21 protein-coding genes are annotated in these 20,281 nt (G+C 56.4%); 7 read left to right on the top strand and 14 right to left on the bottom strand.

The features are described from left to right. The first annotated feature begins 182 nt into the window (after nt 1-182). The 3 genes from BN873_RS14380 to vapC all read left to right on the top strand — a co-directional run bounded on the left by BN873_RS14380 (nt 183) and on the right by vapC (nt 1,496). Nucleotides 183-674 carry a hypothetical protein gene (locus BN873_RS14380; RefSeq protein WP_139031735.1) on the top strand — a complete coding sequence of 164 codons (492 nt, stop codon included), beginning with the start codon at nt 183-185 and terminating at the stop codon, nt 672-674. Between the two features lie 217 nt (nt 675-891). After that, nucleotides 892-1,092 (top strand): type II toxin-antitoxin system VapB family antitoxin, encoded by a 201-nt coding sequence (locus BN873_RS14375; RefSeq protein WP_048675104.1) that lies wholly within the window; start codon nt 892-894, stop codon nt 1,090-1,092. Beyond that, entirely contained in the window at nt 1,089-1,496 is a 408-nt protein-coding gene (vapC, locus tag BN873_RS14370; protein WP_048675069.1) for a type II toxin-antitoxin system VapC family toxin, read from the top strand. Before BN873_RS14375 ends, vapC begins: the two co-directional genes overlap by 4 nt. A 44-nt stretch (nt 1,497-1,540) precedes the next feature. On the opposite strand, the gene BN873_RS14365 is transcribed toward vapC, so the two are convergent. The 4 genes from BN873_RS14365 to BN873_RS14350 all read right to left on the bottom strand — a co-directional run bounded on the left by BN873_RS14365 (nt 1,541) and on the right by BN873_RS14350 (nt 6,859). Next, nucleotides 1,541-2,074, bottom strand: a complete 534-nt coding sequence (locus tag BN873_RS14365) for a gamma carbonic anhydrase family protein (RefSeq protein ID WP_048675064.1) — start codon at nt 2,072-2,074, stop codon at nt 1,541-1,543. Between the two features lie 43 nt (nt 2,075-2,117). Then, nucleotides 2,118-3,467 carry a glutathione-disulfide reductase gene (gorA, locus tag BN873_RS14360; protein WP_048675061.1) on the bottom strand — a complete coding sequence of 450 codons (1,350 nt, stop codon included), beginning with the start codon at nt 3,465-3,467 and terminating at the stop codon, nt 2,118-2,120. Between the two features lie 298 nt (nt 3,468-3,765). Continuing rightward, nucleotides 3,766-6,276, bottom strand: coding sequence for a glycogen/starch/alpha-glucan phosphorylase (locus tag BN873_RS14355; protein ID WP_048675058.1), 2,511 nt, complete (start codon nt 6,274-6,276; stop codon nt 3,766-3,768). A gap of 265 nt (nt 6,277-6,541) precedes the next feature. After that, nucleotides 6,542-6,859, bottom strand: a complete 318-nt coding sequence (locus BN873_RS14350) for a hypothetical protein (RefSeq protein ID WP_048675055.1) — start codon at nt 6,857-6,859, stop codon at nt 6,542-6,544. A gap of 204 nt (nt 6,860-7,063) precedes the next feature. On the opposite strand from BN873_RS14350, the gene BN873_RS14345 reads away from it, so the two are divergent. Next, entirely contained in the window at nt 7,064-8,155 is a 1,092-nt protein-coding gene (locus BN873_RS14345) for a glycosyltransferase family protein (RefSeq protein ID WP_048675052.1), read from the top strand. On the opposite strand, the gene BN873_RS14340 is transcribed toward BN873_RS14345, so the two are convergent. From BN873_RS14340 to coaBC, 6 genes are all read right to left on the bottom strand, one after another. Next, the gene (locus tag BN873_RS14340) at nt 8,147-8,923 is read right to left on the bottom strand and encodes an NAD-dependent protein deacylase (protein WP_048675047.1); all 777 of its coding nucleotides are present in this window, start codon (nt 8,921-8,923) and stop codon (nt 8,147-8,149) included. The two genes, BN873_RS14345 and BN873_RS14340, sit on opposite strands and share 9 nt — an antisense overlap. Before the next feature lie 74 nt (nt 8,924-8,997). Then, a complete protein-coding gene (locus BN873_RS14335; RefSeq protein ID WP_048675045.1) occupies nt 8,998-9,762 on the bottom strand; it encodes a ParA family protein in 765 nt (254 codons plus the stop codon). Nucleotides 9,763-9,859: 97 nt separating this feature from the next. Then, nucleotides 9,860-10,753, bottom strand: a complete 894-nt coding sequence (gene argB, locus BN873_RS14330; RefSeq protein WP_048675040.1) for an acetylglutamate kinase — start codon at nt 10,751-10,753, stop codon at nt 9,860-9,862. A gap of 31 nt (nt 10,754-10,784) precedes the next feature. After that, nucleotides 10,785-12,158 carry a phosphomannomutase/phosphoglucomutase gene (locus BN873_RS14325; RefSeq protein ID WP_048675037.1) on the bottom strand — a complete coding sequence of 458 codons (1,374 nt, stop codon included), beginning with the start codon at nt 12,156-12,158 and terminating at the stop codon, nt 10,785-10,787. Nucleotides 12,159-12,215: 57 nt separating this feature from the next. Then, on the bottom strand, nt 12,216-12,671 hold the full coding sequence (gene dut / locus BN873_RS14320) for a dUTP diphosphatase (protein WP_048675101.1): 456 nt from the start codon (nt 12,669-12,671) through the stop codon (nt 12,216-12,218). A gap of 42 nt (nt 12,672-12,713) precedes the next feature. Further along, on the bottom strand, nt 12,714-13,991 hold the full coding sequence (coaBC, locus tag BN873_RS14315) for a bifunctional phosphopantothenoylcysteine decarboxylase/phosphopantothenate--cysteine ligase CoaBC (protein ID WP_048675033.1): 1,278 nt from the start codon (nt 13,989-13,991) through the stop codon (nt 12,714-12,716). Nucleotides 13,992-14,171: 180 nt separating this feature from the next. Between coaBC and radC the strand changes: the two genes are divergently transcribed. Together radC and BN873_RS14305 are read left to right on the top strand one after the other, a co-directional pair. Then, nucleotides 14,172-14,846, top strand: a complete 675-nt coding sequence (gene radC / locus BN873_RS14310; protein ID WP_048675031.1) for a RadC family protein — start codon at nt 14,172-14,174, stop codon at nt 14,844-14,846. A 216-nt stretch (nt 14,847-15,062) separates the two neighbouring features. Beyond that, entirely contained in the window at nt 15,063-15,575 is a 513-nt protein-coding gene (locus BN873_RS14305; RefSeq protein ID WP_048675028.1) for a bacteriohemerythrin, read from the top strand. Between the two features lie 12 nt (nt 15,576-15,587). Here BN873_RS14305 and djlA read toward each other — a convergent pair whose 3' ends face one another. Both djlA and BN873_RS14295 read right to left on the bottom strand, forming a co-directional pair. Beyond that, nucleotides 15,588-16,433 (bottom strand): co-chaperone DjlA, encoded by an 846-nt coding sequence (gene djlA / locus BN873_RS14300; RefSeq protein WP_277921598.1) that lies wholly within the window; start codon nt 16,431-16,433, stop codon nt 15,588-15,590. A gap of 88 nt (nt 16,434-16,521) precedes the next feature. After that, nucleotides 16,522-17,184 (bottom strand): energy-coupling factor ABC transporter permease, encoded by a 663-nt coding sequence (locus tag BN873_RS14295; RefSeq protein WP_048675021.1) that lies wholly within the window; start codon nt 17,182-17,184, stop codon nt 16,522-16,524. Nucleotides 17,185-17,436: 252 nt separating this feature from the next. On the opposite strand from BN873_RS14295, the gene BN873_RS14290 reads away from it, so the two are divergent. Continuing rightward, nucleotides 17,437-18,336, top strand: a complete 900-nt coding sequence (locus tag BN873_RS14290; protein WP_048675016.1) for a phosphoribosylaminoimidazolesuccinocarboxamide synthase — start codon at nt 17,437-17,439, stop codon at nt 18,334-18,336. A 212-nt stretch (nt 18,337-18,548) separates the two neighbouring features. Here BN873_RS14290 and BN873_RS14285 read toward each other — a convergent pair whose 3' ends face one another. Both BN873_RS14285 and BN873_RS14280 read right to left on the bottom strand, forming a co-directional pair. Next, nucleotides 18,549-18,815 carry an RNA recognition motif domain-containing protein gene (locus BN873_RS14285; RefSeq protein WP_048675013.1) on the bottom strand — a complete coding sequence of 89 codons (267 nt, stop codon included), beginning with the start codon at nt 18,813-18,815 and terminating at the stop codon, nt 18,549-18,551. A gap of 23 nt (nt 18,816-18,838) precedes the next feature. Beyond that, nucleotides 18,839-20,176, bottom strand: a complete 1,338-nt coding sequence (locus tag BN873_RS14280) for a DEAD/DEAH box helicase (protein WP_048675010.1) — start codon at nt 20,174-20,176, stop codon at nt 18,839-18,841. Nucleotides 20,177-20,281: the final 105 nt, after the last annotated feature.

The following is a 20,281-nucleotide window of genomic DNA, read 5'->3' as shown; positions in this document are numbered from 1 at the left end:
ATTCCACATCCCCAGTTCCCGGACTACCCAACTCATCACGACCTCGTCAAAATATCAATATATTACAGCATGTTGAAAATTGTGGGTAATCGGATGGTTTTTAACGCCGGTGTTGAAAAGATGAATTATTAAATTTGAGAAGAAGATTGTAACTATTTTTGCAGCTAATCTCGGTATCGAAAATGGGGAATTATTACGTTGTTTTCGATATTTTAGACTCAGGCTATAAAGCCTGGTTTTTTCCAGCGTTTGGGCTGGTTTTTATTGTAGTGGGTATCGCTCTTTTTTCTTCTAGAAATAAGGTTTTTCTTTTCGATGGAAATATGAATCGTTCTAGGAAAGCCCTTCCATTTCTCTGGTTTGGCTTCAGTATTTTATGGACTTTTAGTGCATTTTATTCAACCTATGGGGAATATGCTTATCTTATTGATTCGGTTAAAAAAGGATATGTGGAAAGGGTGGAGGGAAAAGTTGAAAATTTCAAGCCTATGCCTCTGGGTGGACATAAAATGGAAAGATTTTGTGTTCAATCTACTTGTTTTAGATATTCAGAGGGTATTGTGACTAATGGATTTAATAACTCTAACGCTAATGGTGGTCCTATTAAAGAGGGATTGCTAGTTCGTATCACTCATGTCGGTGATGTTATCGTTAAGTTGGAGATATTAAAATAATTGAGGGTGGGATTATGTGGCAATGCAGCCGGGTAGGGTGGGCACCGCCCACCTTGATCGTCCATCTGACAGCGTAAAAAGGCGGGCCGTGCCCGCCTTACTCTTGGTGCTTTCCGCCGATCCCGCTCCATTCGCTTCGCTCCTCGCGGGGCAGTGGAAAGACGACTCCTTGCCCACTGTTTACCCCTTGTGTAAAGTGCTACACAAGGAGAACCTCATGGCTACCAACCTCGCTTTAGATCCCGATCTGCTTGATCGGGTCCTCGCTGTCAGCGGCGAACCCACTAAGAAGGCAGCAGTCACCCTTGCGCTCAAGGAATTTCTCGCTCGCAGGGAGCAGAAGAAGGTCGCGGAATTGTTCGGCAAGCTGGAGTGGGACGAAACGTTCGACTACAAGGCTGAACGCTCGCGGCCATGACGCTCCTCGTTGACACGAGCGTTTGGTCTCTCGCTCTCCGCCGCAATGGTCAGAGTGACAACCCTACCGTCAAGTATCTCTTAAGTGCGCTTGATGGTTCGGAGTCTGTAGTAACTACAGGTCTGGTTTCGCAGGAACTCCTACAAGGCTTCTCAGGGCCGAAGGCCGCTTCAATGATCATCGAGCGGTTTGGTGCTTTACCGTTGATTCAGCCCGACAGACAAGATCACATTGCTGCTGCCGAACTCAGAAATTCCTGTCGTCGAGCGGGTGTTCAGCTTGGCACTATTGACGCATTGCTCATTCAACTTTGTAGTCGATTCGAGCTGACACTCCTCACCACAGATCATGACTTCGCCCATGCTGCGAAGCACATTAAGTTCAAACTATGGGCCGGCGTGTAGAGCCTCCGGGTTCAAACCAAGGGCAGCAATAGTTTCATTCCCCGTCATGATCCCTCTCCATACCGATTTTTCAGCCGTCGATAGTTCTGAGCGGAATACGCCAGAAACTCCAGCTCACGAGGATTCAAGCGGCGGATTTGCTTGATGGGGCTACCGACATAAAGGAAGCCGCTTTCCAACTCTTTCCCTGACGGTACGACACTGCCGGCGCCGACAATAACCTGCCTGCCGACTACCGCCTTATCCATCACAATAGCGCCCATACCGATTAGGCAATAATCTTCGACCGTGCAGGCGTGCAAGATCACCTTGTGGCCAACCGTGACATCGTTGCCGATCCGCGTTGCTTGCCCACCTGGACAAAAGTGGCTGTCATGCGTGACGTGGATGATGGTGCCATCCTGAACGCTGGTCCGGGCGCCGATGCGGATGCTTTGCACATCGCCGCGCACCACGCACAACGGCCAGACCGAGCTATCCTCGCCGATTTCAACATCCCCGATCACCACAGCGGTATCGTCAATGAAAGCACTTGGGTGGATGCGCGGCGTATGCTGCTCAAAAGTACGAATTGGCATGGTCGGCTCTCGGCGGTCGTCTGAAAGACTCGGTTTCCACAGCTCAGCGCATCGTCACCAGCTCTTCGGCACTGGTCGGATGAATGGCGACGGTATCGTCAAAGTCGCGCTTAGTCGCGCCCATGCGGATAGCGACGGCAAAGCCTTGCAGCATCTCGTCAACACCTTCACCGATCAGATGACAACCGACGATTTTTTCTTCCGGCCCGACACAGACTAATTTCATCAACGTATCGGTTGGGCGGGCAGTGAAGCTGTGGTACATAGGCCGGAATCGGGTCTGATAAATCCGAACCGCATCGCCGTATTGTTCTCGTGCCTGCGCTTCAGTCAAGCCGATGGTGCCAACCGGCGGATGACTGAACACCACACTGGGAATATTTTCATAGGGCAAGCGACGCTCCGGTTGTTGACCGAATAAACGATCAGCGAGGCGCCGGCCAGCAGCGACGGCGACCGGTGTCAAATGAAAGCGCTCGGTGATGTCGCCCAGGGCGTAAATGTTGGGGATGTTGGTGGCTTGATAGGGATCGGTGGGAATCGTGCCGTCCGGGTTCATCCGCACGCTCGCAGCCGCCAGATTAAGCTGGTCGGTATTGGGCGTCCGGCCGATGGCCCAGAGGAGGGTATCGACGTTTAAGGCACCAGCCCGGCCTTCGCAATGTAAATCCAGGGAGCCGCCAACCAACTGGGCGACCGCGCGAATTTGGGTGCGGGTCAGCACATTGATGCCATCTTCGCGTAATCGTTCCAGCAACTGTTCGCGGATCGTTGCATCGAAGGGACGCAAAACCCCATCACCACGCACCAACAGGGTGACTTCCGATCCTAATGTGTGCAACATGCCCGCCAGCTCAACAGCGATATAGCCGCTGCCGGCGATGGCGACGCGCGGTGGGCAAGCGTTCAACTCGAAAAACCCGTCCGAGCTGATGCCGAATTGAGCGCCAGGCAGAGCAGGAATCTGCGGGCGACCGCCGGTGGCAATGACAATATGCTCCGCAGTGATGCGCTCGCCAGCAATGTCTAGGGTGTGCGCGTCGATAAAGCGAGCAAAACCACGGATCAATTCCACACCGGCTTCCGTGAGGTAGCCTTGATACCCATCGCTGATTGCCTGCACGAAACGGTCACGGGCCGCTTTCAGTTTCTTCCAATCAAAACCAAAGTAGTCCAACCGGAAGCCGTAGCCGGGCGCATCGTCGAGGGCGTGAGCCAGATGGGCGGCGTACCACATCACTTTTTTCGGTACACAACCGACATTGACGCAAGTACCGCCGAGACGGCCACTCTCGATTAAGGCGCAGCGGGCGCCGTAACGGGCTGCTCGTTCTGCCACGGACAGACCGCCGCTGCCACCGCCGATGGCGATGAGATCGTAATGCTTGGCCATGCTGTACCTCAGATCGGTGTGCTGATGATCACGCTGATAGGGCAGCGCCTCGGTAGACAAAGTTCGCTGTCGGCAAGGTCGCAACCTTACTTTTTAAGATGCTTTATCTTTTGGTAAGAGGGATTGTTTTGCAAGTGGCGTGGTGGCCGGCGGGATACGATCTTACTCGAGCCTGGGAAGTGGCCGAATGTGTGATGGGTCGCTATGAGCGCTTTTGGGGGGATAAGGTGGTTGGCGGTCTCGCGCGGCCCCATGGATTCCGACGGGCAGAACCCTCTGGGGTCGCGCGAACCTGGCTTTAGGTCAACGGCATTTCGGGAAGCTGCTTGAGCTTCCAGATTTCAGAGTTGTATTCCAACATGGTGCGGTCAGTGGAGAATTTACCGCTGGTCGCAGTGTTCATGATGCTCATCCGGGTCCACAACTCTTGATCCCTATAGGCTTTATCGACACGCGCTTGCGCGTCAATGTAGGCGCGTAGATCGGCGATGGTGAGCCACGGGTCGTTGGGGCTGGTCAGTGAGTGGATGATCGGATCGAAAATACCCTGCTCAAACTGATTGAAGTGGGCGCTTTCCAGCAGGTGCATGATGCGGGAGATGTCAGCATCACCATGGATGATGGCCCACGGATCGTAGTTGGAGCGACGCGCCTCGACTTCCTGGGCGGTCAAACCGAACAGGAAGAAATTGTCATCGCCGCATTCCTCGCGGATTTCGATGTTGGCGCCATCCAGGGTGCCGATGGTGACTGCACCATTCATCATGAACTTCATGTTGCCGGTGCCGGAGGCTTCCTTGCCAGCGGTGGAAATCTGCTCGGACAGGTCGGTGCCGGGCGCGATAATTTCCATCGCCGTGACCCGATAATTGGGTAAAAACGCCATCTTCAGCTTGTCGCCGATAGTGGGGTCTTCGTTAATAACCTTAGCAACATTGTTAACCAGCTTGATGATGACTTTCGCCATGTAATAGCCGGGTGCTGATTTGCCGCCGATCAGCACGCAACGCGGCGTCCAGTTCGCGGTATCGCCGCGCTTGATGCGGTCGTACAAATGAATGACATTCAGGATGTTGAGCAACTGGCGCTTGTATTCGTGGATGCGCTTGACCTGCACATCGAACAAAGCGTCGGTATTGAACACCACGCCGCAATCGGCTTCGATCAGGCTCGCCAGCCGGACTTTATTATCGTGCTTGATCTGCCGCCACTTGGTTCGGAATTTGGCGTTATCAGCGTGCGGGATCAGCTTGCGCAACTCGCTCAGTTCAGTCACCCAGCCCGGCCCGATGGTGTCGGTGATGAGCTTGTTCAAGCCGGGGTTGCAACTGGCCAACCAGCGGCGTTGGGTGACGCCGTTGGTCTTGTTGTTAAACTTGTCCGGCCACAGCTCGTAGAAATCACGGAACAACCCCTGCTTGAGCAGGTCCGAGTGCAGCGCGGCGACGCCGTTCACCGAGATGCTGCCGACGATGGCCAGATAGGCCATGCGCACCTGCTGTTCGTAGCCTTCCTCGATCAGCGACATGCGGCGCTGGCGGTCGATGTCGCCAGGCCAGCGGCGGGCCACTTCGGCGAGGAAGCGGGCGTTGATTTCATAGATGATGTCCAGCACGCGGGGCAGCAGCTTGCGGAACAGCCACACCGGCCAGCGCTCCAGCGCTTCGGGCAACAGGGTGTGGTTGGTATAAGCCATCACCTTGCTGGTGATCGCCCAGGCATCGTCCCACTTGAGGCCGTGCTCGTCCATCAAGATCCGCATCAATTCCGCCACGCCGATGGTGGGGTGAGTGTCGTTGAGCTGGAAGCAGTTCTTGGCGGCAAAATGACTGAAATCTTCGCCATGCACCCGCACCCATTGGCGGATGACATCTTGCAGGCTGGCGGAAGCCAGGAAATATTGCTGGCGCAGCCGCAACTCCTTACCGCTTTCGGTAGAGTCGTTGGGGTAGAGCACCATCGTGATATTTTCCGCCATGTTCTTGGAACCGACGGCCTCGGTGTAGCTACCGGAGTTGAAATCCTCAAAATCAAATTCGTCGGTTGCTGCCGCCGACCACAGCCGAAGGGTATTGACCGTACCATTCTGATAGCCAGGGATCGGCACATCGTAGGGCACCGCCAGCACATCGGAGGTATCCAACCAGCGCCAGCCCATCTCGCCATCAGCTTTCAGATAGCCTTCGGTGCGGCCGCCGAACTTGATGCGCTGGGTATATTCCGACCGCTCAAGATCCCACACGGTGCCGCTGCGCAGCCAGTGATCGGGTTCTTCGACCTGGTAACCGTTTTCGATGCGCTGACGGAACATGCCGTAGGCATAGCGGATGCCGTAGCCGACGACCGGCAGGCGGAGCGTGGCGCAACTGTCCATGAAACAGGCCGCTAATCGACCCAGGCCGCCGTTGCCCAGGCCCGCGTCATTTTCGCATTCGGCCAGTTCTTCCAGGGACAGACCCATCTCATAGAGGGCTTTGTTAACGGGTTCATTGACCCCCAGATTGAGCATGGCATTACTCAACGCTCGGCCCATGAGAAATTCCATGGACAGGTAGTAAGCCCGGCGCACGCCACCGTCGGCCTCGTAGGCATAGCGGGTGTTCTTCCAACGTTCCCACAGCCGGTCGCGCAAAGTGAGTGCCAAAGCTTCATACATGTAGTTGGCATATTTGGCGTGCCGGTCGCGGCCCAGGGTGTGGCTGAAATAGTGGCGAAAGTCAGTGGTGATGCTCTTGGCGTCCATGCCCAGTGGGGGAAGCTCCGTCAGCCAGGACGCTGGGTTACTTTTTTCTAGCATTTTAATCGACATGGCAATGAGGTCCGTTGCGTTTCTTGAGGATCGGAGACACCCGGCAGGCCGGGCTGGCGAGTTTCGCTGATGTAGCGGTGATTCTCAACCTGCGCTTATGGCTTGAACCGGGTTGCTGGCACTAGCCGCAACCCCTAAAACCATAGTCGGACTGTCTACAAATTCAAGTCAGACGGCCGATAGCGATGCGTTGGCAGGGCCAATTGTTGTCAAGGAAGGTCAGCTGAGAGAAGGATTTTGCAGATAGCGAGAGGGTCAGCGGTGCTCAATCAAGGCAATGAGCGGCTTGTTCGCGGGTGTAAAACAAACCCCAGCGGACAAAGCCGGCAATCACGCTGGCCTTGACGGCGGCGACTCGGCCACTGGGGCCGCGTGCCAGGATCAGATGGTCGGGTAAGCCATCGAGTGCGTGACAGGGAGCCGGCGTGCCGTCAGACCAACAGGAAATGTACACAGCCCCGGTTTCTTCGTCCCGAAAACCTGGCGTAAAACCTAGCGCCTGATTTTGCTCGCTAGTACCGTAGGTTCCCATAAAAGCGTGGCTAGTCCGCTTTAGTGAATCCGGGGTGAGTGTCTGTGCCATGATGATAACCTCTACGCCAGGGAGCTGATGAGTCGAAGCTGAAAATCAGCTTGCAGAGTTGTATCAATAATGACAATCATAATGTGTGATAAAGGATAAGCTGTTGTATTGTGTCATTGCTATCACAACTCGTGTAAAAAAGCAACTCATTGCAGATAATCCGAGCCTGGCTGTTTGCAGAATTTGAGCTTAAAGAGGGTCGTCATGCCTGCCGCCCATCATCTCTATATCGCGTTATCCGGCCACGGTTTTGGTCATCTGGCGCAGGTCGCGCCTGTTCTCAATGCCTTTCAGTACCGTTGGCCGAGGGTACAGGTAACGGTGCAAAGCGGGCTTCCTGAAACCGTGCTTCGCCAACGCATGACTGGTCGATTCGAGTGTGTGGCGGGCGTCGCTGATTTCGGCATGGTGATGGTCGATGCGCTAGCGGCAAAAGTATCAGAAAGTTTAGCGGCTTACCGCGTGTTTCATCAGGATTGGCAACAGCGGCTGGCTTGGCAGGAAAGGCAGTTGCAGGCGGCAGTACCCGATGGGATTTTGGCGGATATTCCTTATCTGACCCTGGCGGCCGCCACACGGCTAGGTATCCCGTCACTGGCCATGTGCTCACTGAATTGGGCGGACATCCTGGCGGGGTATTGCGCGGATGCCCCGGATTTGGCGGAACTGCGTGCCCCCATGTTGTCAGCCTACAACAGTGCGCGCGCCTTCTTGCTGCCGGCACCGAGTATGCCGATGCCCGATCTGCAAAATACCCAAAACGTCGGGCCGATTGCGGCGCTAGGCCAGGATCGACGAGCAGAGATCCATCATCGACTCGCCTTGTCCGATGGCGATACGCTGGTACTGATCGGCTTGGGTGGGGTTGATATGCGCCCGCCGCTGGACGCATGGCCCACGCTGCCGGGTGTTCGCTGGCTGGTTCCACCTGGCTGGCAGGTGAGGCGACCGGACATGGTGGATTGGGCGCAACTCAACGATTATTCGATGCTGGATTTGATCCGCTCTTGTGATGTTTTGCTGACCAAACCCGGTTACGGCGCATTCACCGAGGCGGCCTGCAACGGCACCAGCGTGCTCTATGTCGCGCGCGACGATTGGCCGGAAGAGCCGTGGTTAAGCCGCTGGCTGGTGGCGCACGGTAACGCTGTCAAGATCGACCGCCGACAGTTGGCCAGTGGCGATCTAGCCGAACCCTTGGGTAGCTTGCTGGCACAGCCCGCCAAGCCGCCGGTCATCCCCACCGGCATCGCGGATGTCGTCGCTGGGTTGGAGCGCTTGCTCGATTTAGGCTGAGGACGCCTCGAAAGCCTGACGGATCGCCCGCAGACTCGCCGCCGCACCGGAGGCCAATTTGTACTCCACAAAGTGGGTGACATTGGTATCGGTCGGATTGATTTCCACGGTCGGTGTACCCATCTGGCTGGCTTGTACCACCGGCCCGGCGATGTAGGGAAACACGCTCGTCGTCCCGACGCTGAACACCAAGTCGAACCCCTTATCCAACTCTGCGTACAGATGTTGGATAGCCGGCGAGGGCAGCATCTCGCCGAACAACACCACTCGCGGCCTGACCGATGCCTGGCAATGGGGGCAAGACGGCGGTATTTGCAGTGCGCTGTAATCGGGCACGGTGGCGGCGTAGTGACAGCGTGTGCAATACAAATCGTGGATATCCCCATGAATTTCAATCAGGTTGCGACTGCCCGCATCGCGGTGGAATCCGTCAATGTTCTGGGTGAGCACGCAGACTTCAAACTGGTTCTGCAACTCCGCGATGATCGCATGGGCATCATTAAAACAAGCGCCGCGACAGGAATGTTCGATTTGATGCAGATATTTCCAGGTGATTTCCGGCCGCATTTCCAACATTGAGCCGGATAAAGCGGTTTCGATGGAAAAGCTGTCCTCGGTGGCTTGATCATTGTAAAGCCCGCCGATGCCACGATAAGTGGGCAGGCCGGAATCGGCGGAAATGCCGGCACCGGTGATGAATAGCAGCCGACGAGCGCGCCGCATTTCAGCAACGATGCGGGTGACGATGGCTGGATCGGGATCGGTCATAGCGCGGCCTCATTAAAAAATGCTGTCAGAACTGGCGAGCAGTCTCCATTGGGTTATGCGCCGCTGGCTGGTCGTCAAGGGCTTAGCAGCTTGTAAAGGGCTTCAAATTCACGGGTCAACTTGTGGCGAACATCAAGATAAACCATCGGTAACGCCTGAGCGTGCGACTCGCGGATTTTGATGGAGGCCGACAGAAAGGCATCCAAAATCGGCAGCCCCTCGGAGCGCAATTCCTCGACCAGCCGTACCGGCAAGTTAGCGCGAGCCTGGTAGTGGTTGACCACGATGCCTTCAATGCGCAACGCCCGGTTATGGTCTGCCTGAATCTCACGCACGCTGTCCATTAGCGTGTAGAGCGCGCGACGAGAGAAATCGTCGCAGTCGAAGGGAATCAAGCAGGTGTCAGCGGCAATCAGCGCCGAGCGGGTGAAGAAATTCAGTGCAGGCGGCGTGTCGATAAAAATCTCATCAAACTCTTTGAACGTGTCCAGCGCCTCGCGCAGCTTATACATCTTGTAGCGCGATTCCAGCTTAACTTGCAGATCCTCAAGCCGAGGATCGGAGGGCATCACGCTGAGATTCGGAAAGCGCGTGGTGACGATGTAGGTGTCCGGTTTTTCGGGAAACAGCTTGTGGGCGAGGATGTCGTCGAAGAAATGCGCCAGCGTTTTCTTTTGTTGCTCCAGCACGTTGCCCAACAGATAGCGCGAAGCGTTAGCCTGGGGGTCCAGGTCGATGACCAAGGTGCGCCGACCCCGCGCGGCGCCGATGGCGGCCAGATTGCACGCGATGGTGGATTTGCCCACCCCCCCTTTTTGGTTGAAGACGACTCGGCGCATGGCTTTTCCCAGGGTTTTGTAAGGGTTTCGCCAAAGTGTAGCCAAGTCGTGGCGAGGCGTCGAGGTGGGGCGGGCGCGGCGCCCGGTTTTTCCTCGTTCATCCACGCATCAAGGTGCCGATGCCAGCATCGGTGAACAATTCCACCAGCACGGCGTGCTCAATACGGCCATCAATGATGTGGGCCGCTTTCACCCCGGTGCGCACGGCATCCAGCACACAGGCGATCTTCGGCAACATGCCACCGTGGATGGTGCCATCGTCAATCAATTCCTGGACACGGCGGGCATCCAGACCCGTTAAGAGATTGCCTTGTTTATCTTTGACCCCGGTGGTATCGGTCAGCAAGATCAATTTCTCGGCACCTAAGACCTCGGCGATCTTGCCGGCGACCAGATCGGCGTTGATGTTGTAGGACTGACCATCCTCGCCGACGCCGATGGGCGCGATCACTGGGATGAAGTGACCAGCGATCAGCGTTTCAATGATGGATGTATTGATACTCGCCACTTCACCGACGTGACCGATGTCGATGATTTCCGGTGCTTTCAGTTCTGGGCCTTGGCGGGTGATGGTTAGCTTACGGGCACGGATCAAATCGCCATCCTTACCGGTCAGGCCCACCGCACAGCCGCCATGACGGTTGATATTATTGACGATTTCCTTGTTAACTAAGCCACCCAGCACCATTTCCACCACGTCCATGGTCTCGCTATCGGTGACCCGCATCCCATCGACGAAACGGCTTTCCTTGCCGATCCGTTTGAGCAAACTGCTGATCTGGGGTCCGCCGCCGTGGACCACGACCGGGTTAAAACCGACCAGTTTCATCAGCACGATATCGCGGGCGAAGCTGTTTTTTAGCTCTTCATTTTCCATGGCGTTACCACCGTATTTCACGACGATGGTCTTGCCGGAGAAACGGCGAATGTAAGGTAAGGATTCGGTCAAAACATGCGCCACCTGCGTGGCGGCCTGGGCATCGAGAGCCATGCTTTGTTAAGCCCCTATCAGTGAAGGAAGATCAAAAAGGGAGAATCAAATCAGCCTGTAAGGCCAGTAACGAGCGGCGGAAGCGGTCTTGGATATCAGAGAGCGCCGTCTGATCGTCTGCCTCGAAGCGCAAGGTCAAGCTGGGGGTGGTATTGGAGGCACGTACCAAGCCCCAGCCGTGTGGGAATTCCGCCCGCAGCCCATCCAAGGTCATGATCCGAGCGTCTGGCCCAAAATCGACCTGCGCGCCCAGCTTGGCCATGAAAGCGGCTGGCTCGCCTTCAGCCATGTCCATCCTTAGCTCCGGTGTATTCAGGCTGGTCGGATAGGTAGCGAAGAATTCAGCGCTGGAACAGCAGTGGCCAGCCAGCAACCGTAAGAGGCGCGCGGCGGCATAAAATGCGTCGTCAAAGCCAAACCAGTCATCGGCATGAACGAAATGACCAGCCATTTCGCCGCCGAGCAGGGCGCCGGTTTCGCGCATTTTAGCTTTGATCAACGAGTGGCCGGTTTTCCAGGGGATCGGCTGTCCACCCAGCCGCTCGATCAGGCGGGTCAGGTGCCAGGAGCATTTGATGTCGTATACCACGCCAGCACCCGGATGCTGGGCCAAGACCTCTTCGGCGAGCGGCATCAATACCCGATCCGGCCAGATGATTTCGCCGGCATCAGTAACCACGCCGAGCCGGTCGGCGTCGCCATCAAACGCCAGCCCAAGGTCGGCCTGATGCGCACTGACGGCGGCCTGCAAGTCGGCCAGGTTCTCTGGAACGCTAGGGTCGGGATGATGGTTGGGAAAGCGCCCATCCACGTCACAGTACAGCTCAACCACCTCGCAGCCTAAAGTCCGAAACAAAGCGGGAGCGGTTTCGGCGGCAATCGCGTTGCCGCAGTCCAGCACGACCTTGTACGGTCTAGGGAGGGGTAGGGCGGCCGCCAACCGGCGGATGTAGTCACCACGGATATCGGCTGTTCGGTCGTTACCTTGGCCGTGGCGTAGATCGCCGCTTTCAATGCGGCGTCGCAAATCACGAATCACGGCACCGTGGAGGGCGATTTTGTCGATAACAACTTTTAAGCCATTGTATTGTGGGGGGTTATGGCTGCCGGTTACCATCACCCCGGCATGGCTGGCGCCCAAGGTATGCGTCGCGTAGTACAGCAGGGGCGTCGGGATCGTACCCAAATCCAGCACGTTCATGCCAGCAGCCCGAATGCCCGTTTTCAGAGCGGTGCATAACATCGGGCTGGACAACCGGCCGTCGCGGGCGACGATGACCGTGTTTTCGCCCCGTTCACCGGCGAGGCTACCCACTGCTTGGCCGATAGCGCGCACCACGTCAGGCGTCAGGTCGCGCTCGACTACCCCGCGAATATCGTATTCCCGAAAAATGGATTTTTGCATCTGAGTCTGCGGGGTTGCGCTCGGCCTGGAACTGGGGAAAAGATCACAAAGAACCCTTTAATGCCGACCGGAATGGCCAAAGCCGCCGGCGCCGCGCTCGCTGGGCGTGAACTCAGGAACCAGCGTGAAGCGTGCCCGCACGATGGGTACGATCACCAGTTGTGCAATGCGTTCGCCGATAGCGATGGTAAAAGGGGCTTGCCCCCGATTCCAACAAGAGACCAAGAGTTCACCCTGATAATCGCTATCGATCAATCCGACCAGGTTGCCGAGTACGATGCCGTGTTTGTGGCCCAAGCCGGAACGCGGCAGCACCACCGCCGCCAAGCCGGGATCGCGGATATGAATCGCCATGCCGGTTGGGATCAGGTGCGTGTCGCCCGCTTGTATCGTCAACGCTTGCGGCAGGCAGGCGCGTAGATCCAGGCCGGCCGATCCGGCGGTCGCGTAGTCAGGTAAAGGAATGTCCTGGCCTAGCCGGGAATCGAGAATTTTCAGTTCGATGGGTTGCAAGGTTGCCACGTCATTAGGATCGGTTGTTGCGAATGGCGAATATTAACGCTCTCCCTTGCAGAATCGATACCGTTCTGCGATCAGTTCAATCAACTGTTGTCCTAGCACCATTTTGTCTGCCAAGGGGAGTACCCGCTCGCCACCTTCCCACAGCACATGCAGCCTATTCTGTGCACTTTCAAAGCCGCTGCCCGCTACGCCGACCTGGTTGGCCGCGATCATATCCAGGTTTTTGCGCCGACGTTTATCTTCGGCGTGGTGCAAGACATCGTGCGTCTCAGCGGCAAAACCGACCGTAAAGGGCCGGTGGGAGCGCAAAGCGGCGACATCGGCCAGAATATCGGGGTTGCGGATCAGTTCCAGCCGCAGCGTATCCTGGTTTTTTTTGATCTTCTGGTCGGCGGGTTGGGCGGCACGATAGTCGGCCACAGCGGCGGTGGCGATAAAGATATCGGCTTGCTTGGCATGGCTCATGACCGCTGCGTGCATGTCGAGCGCGCTTTCCACATCAATCCGGTTGACGCCACACGGTGTCTTTAGCCCAACTGGACCGCTGATGAGTACCACCCGCGCACCAACTGCCGCTGCTGCGGCCGCCACCGCAAAACCCATTTGGCCAGTGCTACGGTTGCTGATGAACCGTACCGGGTCGAGCGCTTCGCGGGTCGGCCCGGCGGTAAGCAGCACGGTCAGGCCGCGCAAGTCGCCGACAGAAAACCGTGCCGGGATCTTGGCGGTGGTTTCTAGCCCGCTCGCTGCCTCTGCTCGACCGCCGATTTGCTCGATTATTAAGTTACATAATTCAACCGGTTCCAGCATCCGTCCGGCGCCGATTTCACCGCAAGCCTGCTCGCCGACGCCTGGCCCCCACAGTTTGATACCCCGTCGCTCCAAAAGCCGGCAATTGTCTTGAGTGGCGGAATTTTGCCACATTAAACGATTCATGGCCGGCGCGACCGCGATGGGCTGATCGGTGGCCAGGCACAGGGTACTCAATAGAGTATCTGCCAGACCGTGGGCCAACCGGGCGAGAAAGTCGGCGGTGGCGGGAGCAATTAAAATCAAGTGAGGCCAGCGAGCCAGTTCAATATGGCCCATACCGGCTTCCGCGCCGGCATCAAGCAATTCGGTGCGAACTGCTCGACCGGATACCGCCTGAAAAGCCAGCGGCCCGATAAACGCGGTGGCTGCTGGGGTCATTGCAACCTGTACCTCGGCGCCGGCCTCCCGCAACCGGCGCACCAGGTCGGCACTTTTATAAGCGGCGATACCGCCGGTTACGCCCAGCAGAATGCGTGTTTTAGCAAGAGGTTGCAGCATAAGAATCTCCGCGCGGGAAATCGGTGTAGCGCAAGCTTAACGTAGCTTGGCTCATCTCAACAATCGAGAGCTGTACCAGCGGCCGCATAGCAAGGTGTTTGCGGGCAGGGGTACACTGGCTGCCAGTTGGGCGAGAAATTTGCTAATTTTTAAGCAACTGCACCAAGGAGAACCGGCGCAATGTCTATTACGACGTGGCCTGACGACGAGCGCCCCCGCGAAAAGTTGCTACAGCGCGGGGCTGCTGCTTTATCGGATGCTGAATTGCTGGCAATTTTTCTACGAATCGGTGCGCCGGGTATCAGTGCTGTTGATTTGGCGCGAGATTTGCTTAAACAGCATGGCGGGTTGCGGACTCTGCTGGGATTGGACCAAGCGGAATTCTGCGCCACACGGGGTTTAGGTCCAGCCAAATACGTCCAATTACAGGCGGTATTGGAACTGGCTCGGCGTTATCTGGAAGAAACCTTGCAGCGGGGTGATGCGATTCAAAGTGTGGCCGATACCCACCGGTATCTGATGGCGAAGATGCGTCATCATCCGCATGAAGTATTCGCCGTGCTGTTTCTTGATAATAAGCATCGTGTCATTCAGTACGAAGAGCTTTTTTTCGGCACCATCGACAGTTCCTCGGTTCATCCACGCCAAGTGGTGAAGCGGGCGTTGTATCACAATGCTGCTGCGGTCATCGTTGCCCATAATCACCCCTCTGGAGTCGCAGAACCCAGCCGAGCCGATGAGTTGATTACGCTGCGTTTGAAAGAGGCGTTGGCATTGCTTGATGTCCGATTGCTCGATCATGTGGTCGTCGGTGACGGCGACGTGGTATCGCTGGCGGCGCGTGGCGTCATTTAGCGCGCCAGTTTGCTTGGCCGATGTTTTGGGTTAATGAAGAGATGATGATTGCAAATCCAATGGATTGAAGCTGATAACCGGTGCAGCACCGTGCTGAGTTCCTGGCGTATGCTACTTTTTGTAAACGGTTGCGGAGCGTACCATTTCGTCATTCATGGCCGACCAGCTTCTGCGCGTTGCCGCTGCCCGGTCTCAAAAAATTAAGAGGGTTTAAGAATGAAAGAGCCTACTTTAACACGCATGCAGGAATCCGTTTCTTCGCTGAAAAAAGACTTTATCGAATGGTCTGATGCATTAAGTGTGGGTGTCGAAGAGGTTGATCAGCAGCATAAAGGTCTAGCGCAAATGGTGAATGAACTTAATGGCGCTATTCATGGGGGCTGGGGAAAAGAAACGCGAGATGACATTATTGTTAAACTGCTCGAATATACCCGGGTGCATTTTGCAACTGAAGAAAGCTTAATGAGTATCTCTAACTATCCCCATCTGAAGGAGCATAAGAAACAGCACGAAAATCTAATCGATATCGTCAAAGCTTATGTAAAGAAATACAATGAAAATCCGGAAGCTTCAAATTACGAGTTTTTGTTTTTTCTAAAAAGATGGCTGGTCGAGCACATCATGAAGGATGATAAGCTCATGGGGGAATATCTCATTAAAACCGGTTCGGTTAAGACAAAAAAACCAACCTCGTGGTGGGGTGGGCTGAGAAAACCGTTTGGTCATTGAAGCAGTTTTAGGTTAAAGGCCACGCGCTTCCCGAATCCGCTCATAAGCGGCCGTGATTTCGCGGGTTTTTTCCGTGGCCCGCTTGATCTCGGCAGCCGAAGCCGTCTCGGCGGGCAGTTTGTCGGGATGGTACTGCTTGAGTAGGCGACGATACGCGAGCTTGATTTCAGCCGGATTGGCCTCGCGGCTTAGCCCCAACACCTGGTATGCCTGCTCAAGCGAATGGATGGGCGTGGATGGGCGTGGGCCATGGCTGTTCTGGCTATGCGATTGATTTTCCGCTCTTTTGTTTCCATATTGGTGCTGCTGTCTCGACCATTGCTGTTGGGCGCGAAAGAACTGATGTAGCGTTTCAAATTGCAGACGAGATAAGCCAATACGGGTGGCGATGTCGAGCAAGCGCGCGTGGGTTCTTGGGTGTAAGCTGCCGTCGGCATAAGCCACATTGAGCTGCATTTGCAGCATCTCTTGCAGGGCATTAGCGCGGTTGGCGCCGGCTCGCCGTAGGGTTTCCAGTGAAGCATCCACCGGAAAATTGGGCTGTTTTCCGGCCGTGAAGTTTTCCATCGCTGTCCGGCGCTGGTCGGTATTGAGCCGCAAGTGATCCATGATGGCCCGCGCCGCAGCGATTTCAAGTTCAGAGACTCGACCATCCGCTTTGGCGATATGACCCATCAGTTGGAAGGTCGTCCGAAAAAAAACTTCCTGTGCGCTGCTGTCATCGGTGTCCGAAGATAACCCGATGCTCGCTTTCCAGAGTCCCTGGTCGAGATTGTGGCCGACAGCCACGCCCACCAGAGCGCCCAGAGGGCCTCCAACCATGAAACCAAATGTCCCGCCAAATAGTTTTCCAAACACAGATGCGATTAAACCTCGTGCCAATGATTCCTGATGACCGTTATTTTAGGGTGTTGCGCCCGTTGTTAAATCACCAATATGTAGGCGATCAATTGCGCAAATAGATTGCGTCATCATACGTTTTAAGCCAATCGGGTTGTAGGACGATCAAGACGGTGGTGAGCATACCGTTGAGCATACCCTCTGGAAACACATACAGCGGCACGAAGGGTAAATACTCGCTGCTAATGCGGGTAAAGGCATACGCTTCAGTAAAGACGAGTAAAGTGACCAAGGCTAGCACTGCGGCGGCAGCTGCCAACATACCGTTTAAAAAGGCGCACAGAAAAATATAAACGAACAGATGACGCGGCAGATAGCAATAGACCAGACGATAGACGCCATAGCTGGTCGCTACCGGTAGCACGCCCAGCACCAGCGCATTGGTGGCCAGCGCCGCCCAGTCACCGCTAGTCAAAGCGACGGCCACAGCGATCAAACTGACTCCGATGGTCGCCAGTGACCAGCCGAACATCAAGGTGTAAACAGTGACGCCAAGAAAATGAAACCCCAAAGCTGGTCGGATGCCGGCTTCGAAAATCCACATGAAGAACAACGCCACTGAAGCACCGAGAAACACATGCTGGCGCTTGCGGTCGGCCAGAAAAAGCCGCCAGGGCGCCCGCCGAAAGGCTTGCAGCAAGACCGGCAACCAGATGAAGTTGGCGAAAAACAGCAAATCAGTGGGAAGTAACGTATCGGTCAGGTTCATCGCAAATAAACTCTCGCTTGAAACCGTCCCCTTCAGGGGGTCATCATGAATGGAAAAGGCGTAACGTCTTCTCTGCTGTTTCGCCCGGTCGCGGGTGCGGATTAAAACATGGCGCCAAGGTTACCGTCGCAGTGGAAAGAACGTGACCCACACCTACCGGGACCGATAGCCTGGCACGAGCGTTCTCCACAAGGAGATGGGCGGTTACAATGAAACCCATCGGTCCTTTTCCGCGTTAGGAGCTGTTGCTTTATGTCCACGCCCGCCCCCGCCTCGCCTTGCGAGATCAAAAGTTTACCCCTGGTCTATCGCGGTAAGGTGCGCGATCTGTACACAGTCGATGACCGGCATCTGCTGATGGTGGCTAGCGACCGTCTCTCAGCCTTTGACGTTATTTTGCCCACCACAATTCCCGGCAAGGGCGCAATATTAACGGCGATGAGTCATTTTTGGTTCGGCCGTACCCGCCACATTCTACCCGATCACTTGCAGCGGGCTGAAAAGACCTTGGAAGAGGCGTTACCCGATCCACTTGAGCGCGCCGCTGTCGCCGGCCGTGCGGTCGTCGCACGACGCTTAAAGGGCTTGCCGGTCGAAGCTATCGTGCGCGGTTATTTGATCGGTTCGGGCTGGAAAGATTATCAGCGCACCGGTGCGGTCTGTGGGATTCGCTTACCCAGCGGATTGCAGTTGGCGGATCGATTGCCGGAGGCGATTTTTACCCCTTCGACCAAAGCGGCGCTCGGTGCTCACGATGAAAATGTCAGCTTTGCAGTCATCGCAGCGACTATCGGAGAGGAGTTGGCCCAGCAAGTGCAAGAGGTCAGTTTGCGAATCTACCGGGAGGCGGCTGATTACGCCCTCAACAGAGGCATTATTATCGCTGATACCAAATTCGAATTTGGCTTGGACGAGGACGGCCAACTGGTGTTGATGGATGAAGTTTTGACCCCGGATTCATCGCGCTTCTGGCCGGCGGATCAATATCGGCCTGGTACCAATCCGCCCAGCTTTGATAAGCAGTTTGTTCGCGATTATCTGGAAACTCTGGCCTGGGGCAAGCAACCGCCGGGGCCGGAATTGCCGCCAGAGATCGTGGCCCGGACGACCGCCAAATACCGTGAGGCATTGGAACGGTTGACGGTGGCTTAAATCCGCCCGTGGCGTGAATTTTGACTGGGAGTTCAACCCGCAATTTGACGGTGACTGTGCAAGAGGCGATGGAGCGGCCGTTTTATCGGGGCGGGTTAGCGGGCGGGTCGAGCGCCGCCGGCCAGCGAGTGGCAAACGGCGCATCTTGGCAAGAGCGGCAAGGCGGATAGGGGCGACAGATACAGTTCTTTCGCAACGAAAACGCCTAAAGTCTAGCGGCGACGGCCCCCAGAACGCTCCTTCGGCCGTTCCTCGTTCACTTTCAGCCGCTGGCCGCGCAGCTCCCAACCGTTGAGCGCGCCGATGGCCGCCCGCGCTTCATGCCCTTCCATTTCCACAAACCCGAACCCACGGCAAGTCCCACTGAACACATCACGTACCAGGCGTAGCGAGCGGACGCGACCATGGGTCGAAAAGAGCTGGGTAATCTCCTGCTCGGTCGCGTCCGAGGGTAGGTTGCCGACGAAAATCATCTTCATATGCGTCCTCCTAATGTGGCCAACTAGGCCGCTGGTTGGTGGTTCCGCGACCGGTTCCGGCCGGCCGGAGTTGCCGACGTTCGGGATACTCGGGACCGCTGGTCGCTGGCCCGGCTGTTGGTGGTGCGCGATCTGGTTCCCTGATGTGGATTCGGGCTAGGGCTAGGGCGAGTGGAACCGGCGGGCTTAGGTGTGGTTGAGCGGGTGCTGCGGGTTGGTGCGAAACCATCGACAACGGTCGAGGGCAGGGTGCGGCCCAGCAAGCGTTGAATACTATGCAGGCGCGGTGTCTCTTCTTCGGAGACCAGCGACAGCGCCACACCGTCACGGCCAGCCCGACCGGTACGGCCAATCCGATGGACGTAATCTTCGGCGACGTGTGGCAACTCGTAATTCACCACCAAGGGCAGTTGCGCGATGTCCAGCCCACGCGCGGCGATATCGGTTGCGACCAGGACTCGGATCTGTCCTTGCTTGAAGTCAGCCAAAGCGCGTGTGCGCGCGGCTTGACTCTTGTTGCCATGCAAGGCAGCGGCGCGTAGGCCCGCCCGTTCGAGCTGGTGCATCAACCGGTCGGCCCCATGTTTGGTGCGGGTGAATACTAGAGTCTGTTCAACGTCCCCCGTTCTCAACAGATGGGTCAATAACTCCGCTTTGCGCGTCTGATCGACCGGGTGGACGGCTTGACGCACCAGCGCGGCGGGGGCGTTGGGTGGGGCGACATCGACCGTGGCCGGGTTATGCAATAACTCCGCAGCCAGTTGGCGGATCGTTTCCGGCAAAGTCGCGGAAAATAACAAGTTTTGCCGCTGGCGGGGAAGCAGGGCCAGGATGCGCCGAATGGCTGGAATGAAGCCCATGTCCAGCATCCGGTCGGCTTCATCTAACACCAGAATTTCGATTTTCGATAAATCAACGGTGCGCTGGCTGACGTGATCCAGCAGCCGTCCAGGTGTCGCGACCAACAAATCGACCCCACGCCGCAAAGCATCGCATTGCGGCTTCAAGCTGACCCCGCCGACGACCACGGCGCTGCGAAGAGCGGTATGGCGACCGTAGGCGCGCGCGCTATCACCCACTTGCGCGGCTAGCTCGCGGGTGGGGACCAGCACCAGTGCGCGCACCGGTTGCAGGCGTGACCAGGATGCGCGTGTCGCAAGTGGCCGTTGTTCCAAGCGCTGTAACAGCGGCAGGGTGAACGCGGCCGTTTTGCCGGTGCCGGTCTGTGCGGAAGCGAGCAGGTCGCGTCCTTCCAGAATCAAAGGAATGGTTTTGGTTTGGATCGGCGTAGGCACGGCATAGCCTTGGCTGGCGACGGCGCGCGCCAAGTTATCTGCTAAGCCGAGGGACGTGAAAGGCATGTCATATTCCTGAATCCGCCTGCTCGCGCGCAAGCGCGGAACCGGTCCAGGCAGACTATAATGTTATTCAATTAAAGGAGATCGGGTATTCCCGGCAAGGGACAA

The sequence above is a fragment of the Candidatus Competibacter denitrificans Run_A_D11 genome (assembly GCF_001051235.1).
GTDB classification, from domain to species: domain Bacteria; phylum Pseudomonadota; class Gammaproteobacteria; order Competibacterales; family Competibacteraceae; genus Competibacter_A; species Competibacter_A denitrificans.
Note: the sequence above shows the minus strand (reverse complement) of the source record. Positions and strands in the feature narration are given on the sequence as shown.

Coding starts and splice junctions, on each gene's coding strand:
- BN873_RS14380 (WP_139031735.1), top strand. CDS start 183: ATGGGGAATTATTACGTTGTTTTCGATATTTTAGACTCAGGCTATAAA.
- BN873_RS14375 (WP_048675104.1), top strand. CDS start 892: ATGGCTACCAACCTCGCTTTAGATCCCGATCTGCTTGATCGGGTCCTC.
- vapC (WP_048675069.1), top strand. CDS start 1,089: ATGACGCTCCTCGTTGACACGAGCGTTTGGTCTCTCGCTCTCCGCCGC.
- BN873_RS14365 (WP_048675064.1), bottom strand. CDS start 2,074: ATGCCAATTCGTACTTTTGAGCAGCATACGCCGCGCATCCACCCAAGT.
- gorA (WP_048675061.1), bottom strand. CDS start 3,467: ATGGCCAAGCATTACGATCTCATCGCCATCGGCGGTGGCAGCGGCGGT.
- BN873_RS14355 (WP_048675058.1), bottom strand. CDS start 6,276: ATGTCGATTAAAATGCTAGAAAAAAGTAACCCAGCGTCCTGGCTGACG.
- BN873_RS14350 (WP_048675055.1), bottom strand. CDS start 6,859: ATGGCACAGACACTCACCCCGGATTCACTAAAGCGGACTAGCCACGCT.
- BN873_RS14345 (WP_048675052.1), top strand. CDS start 7,064: ATGCCTGCCGCCCATCATCTCTATATCGCGTTATCCGGCCACGGTTTT.
- BN873_RS14340 (WP_048675047.1), bottom strand. CDS start 8,923: ATGACCGATCCCGATCCAGCCATCGTCACCCGCATCGTTGCTGAAATG.
- BN873_RS14335 (WP_048675045.1), bottom strand. CDS start 9,762: ATGCGCCGAGTCGTCTTCAACCAAAAAGGGGGGGTGGGCAAATCCACC.
- argB (WP_048675040.1), bottom strand. CDS start 10,753: ATGGCTCTCGATGCCCAGGCCGCCACGCAGGTGGCGCATGTTTTGACC.
- BN873_RS14325 (WP_048675037.1), bottom strand. CDS start 12,158: ATGCAAAAATCCATTTTTCGGGAATACGATATTCGCGGGGTAGTCGAG.
- coaBC (WP_048675033.1), bottom strand. CDS start 13,991: ATGCTGCAACCTCTTGCTAAAACACGCATTCTGCTGGGCGTAACCGGC.
- radC (WP_048675031.1), top strand. CDS start 14,172: ATGTCTATTACGACGTGGCCTGACGACGAGCGCCCCCGCGAAAAGTTG.
- BN873_RS14305 (WP_048675028.1), top strand. CDS start 15,063: ATGAAAGAGCCTACTTTAACACGCATGCAGGAATCCGTTTCTTCGCTG.
- BN873_RS14295 (WP_048675021.1), bottom strand. CDS start 17,184: ATGAACCTGACCGATACGTTACTTCCCACTGATTTGCTGTTTTTCGCC.
- BN873_RS14290 (WP_048675016.1), top strand. CDS start 17,437: ATGTCCACGCCCGCCCCCGCCTCGCCTTGCGAGATCAAAAGTTTACCC.
- BN873_RS14285 (WP_048675013.1), bottom strand. CDS start 18,815: ATGAAGATGATTTTCGTCGGCAACCTACCCTCGGACGCGACCGAGCAG.
- BN873_RS14280 (WP_048675010.1), bottom strand. CDS start 20,176: ATGCCTTTCACGTCCCTCGGCTTAGCAGATAACTTGGCGCGCGCCGTC.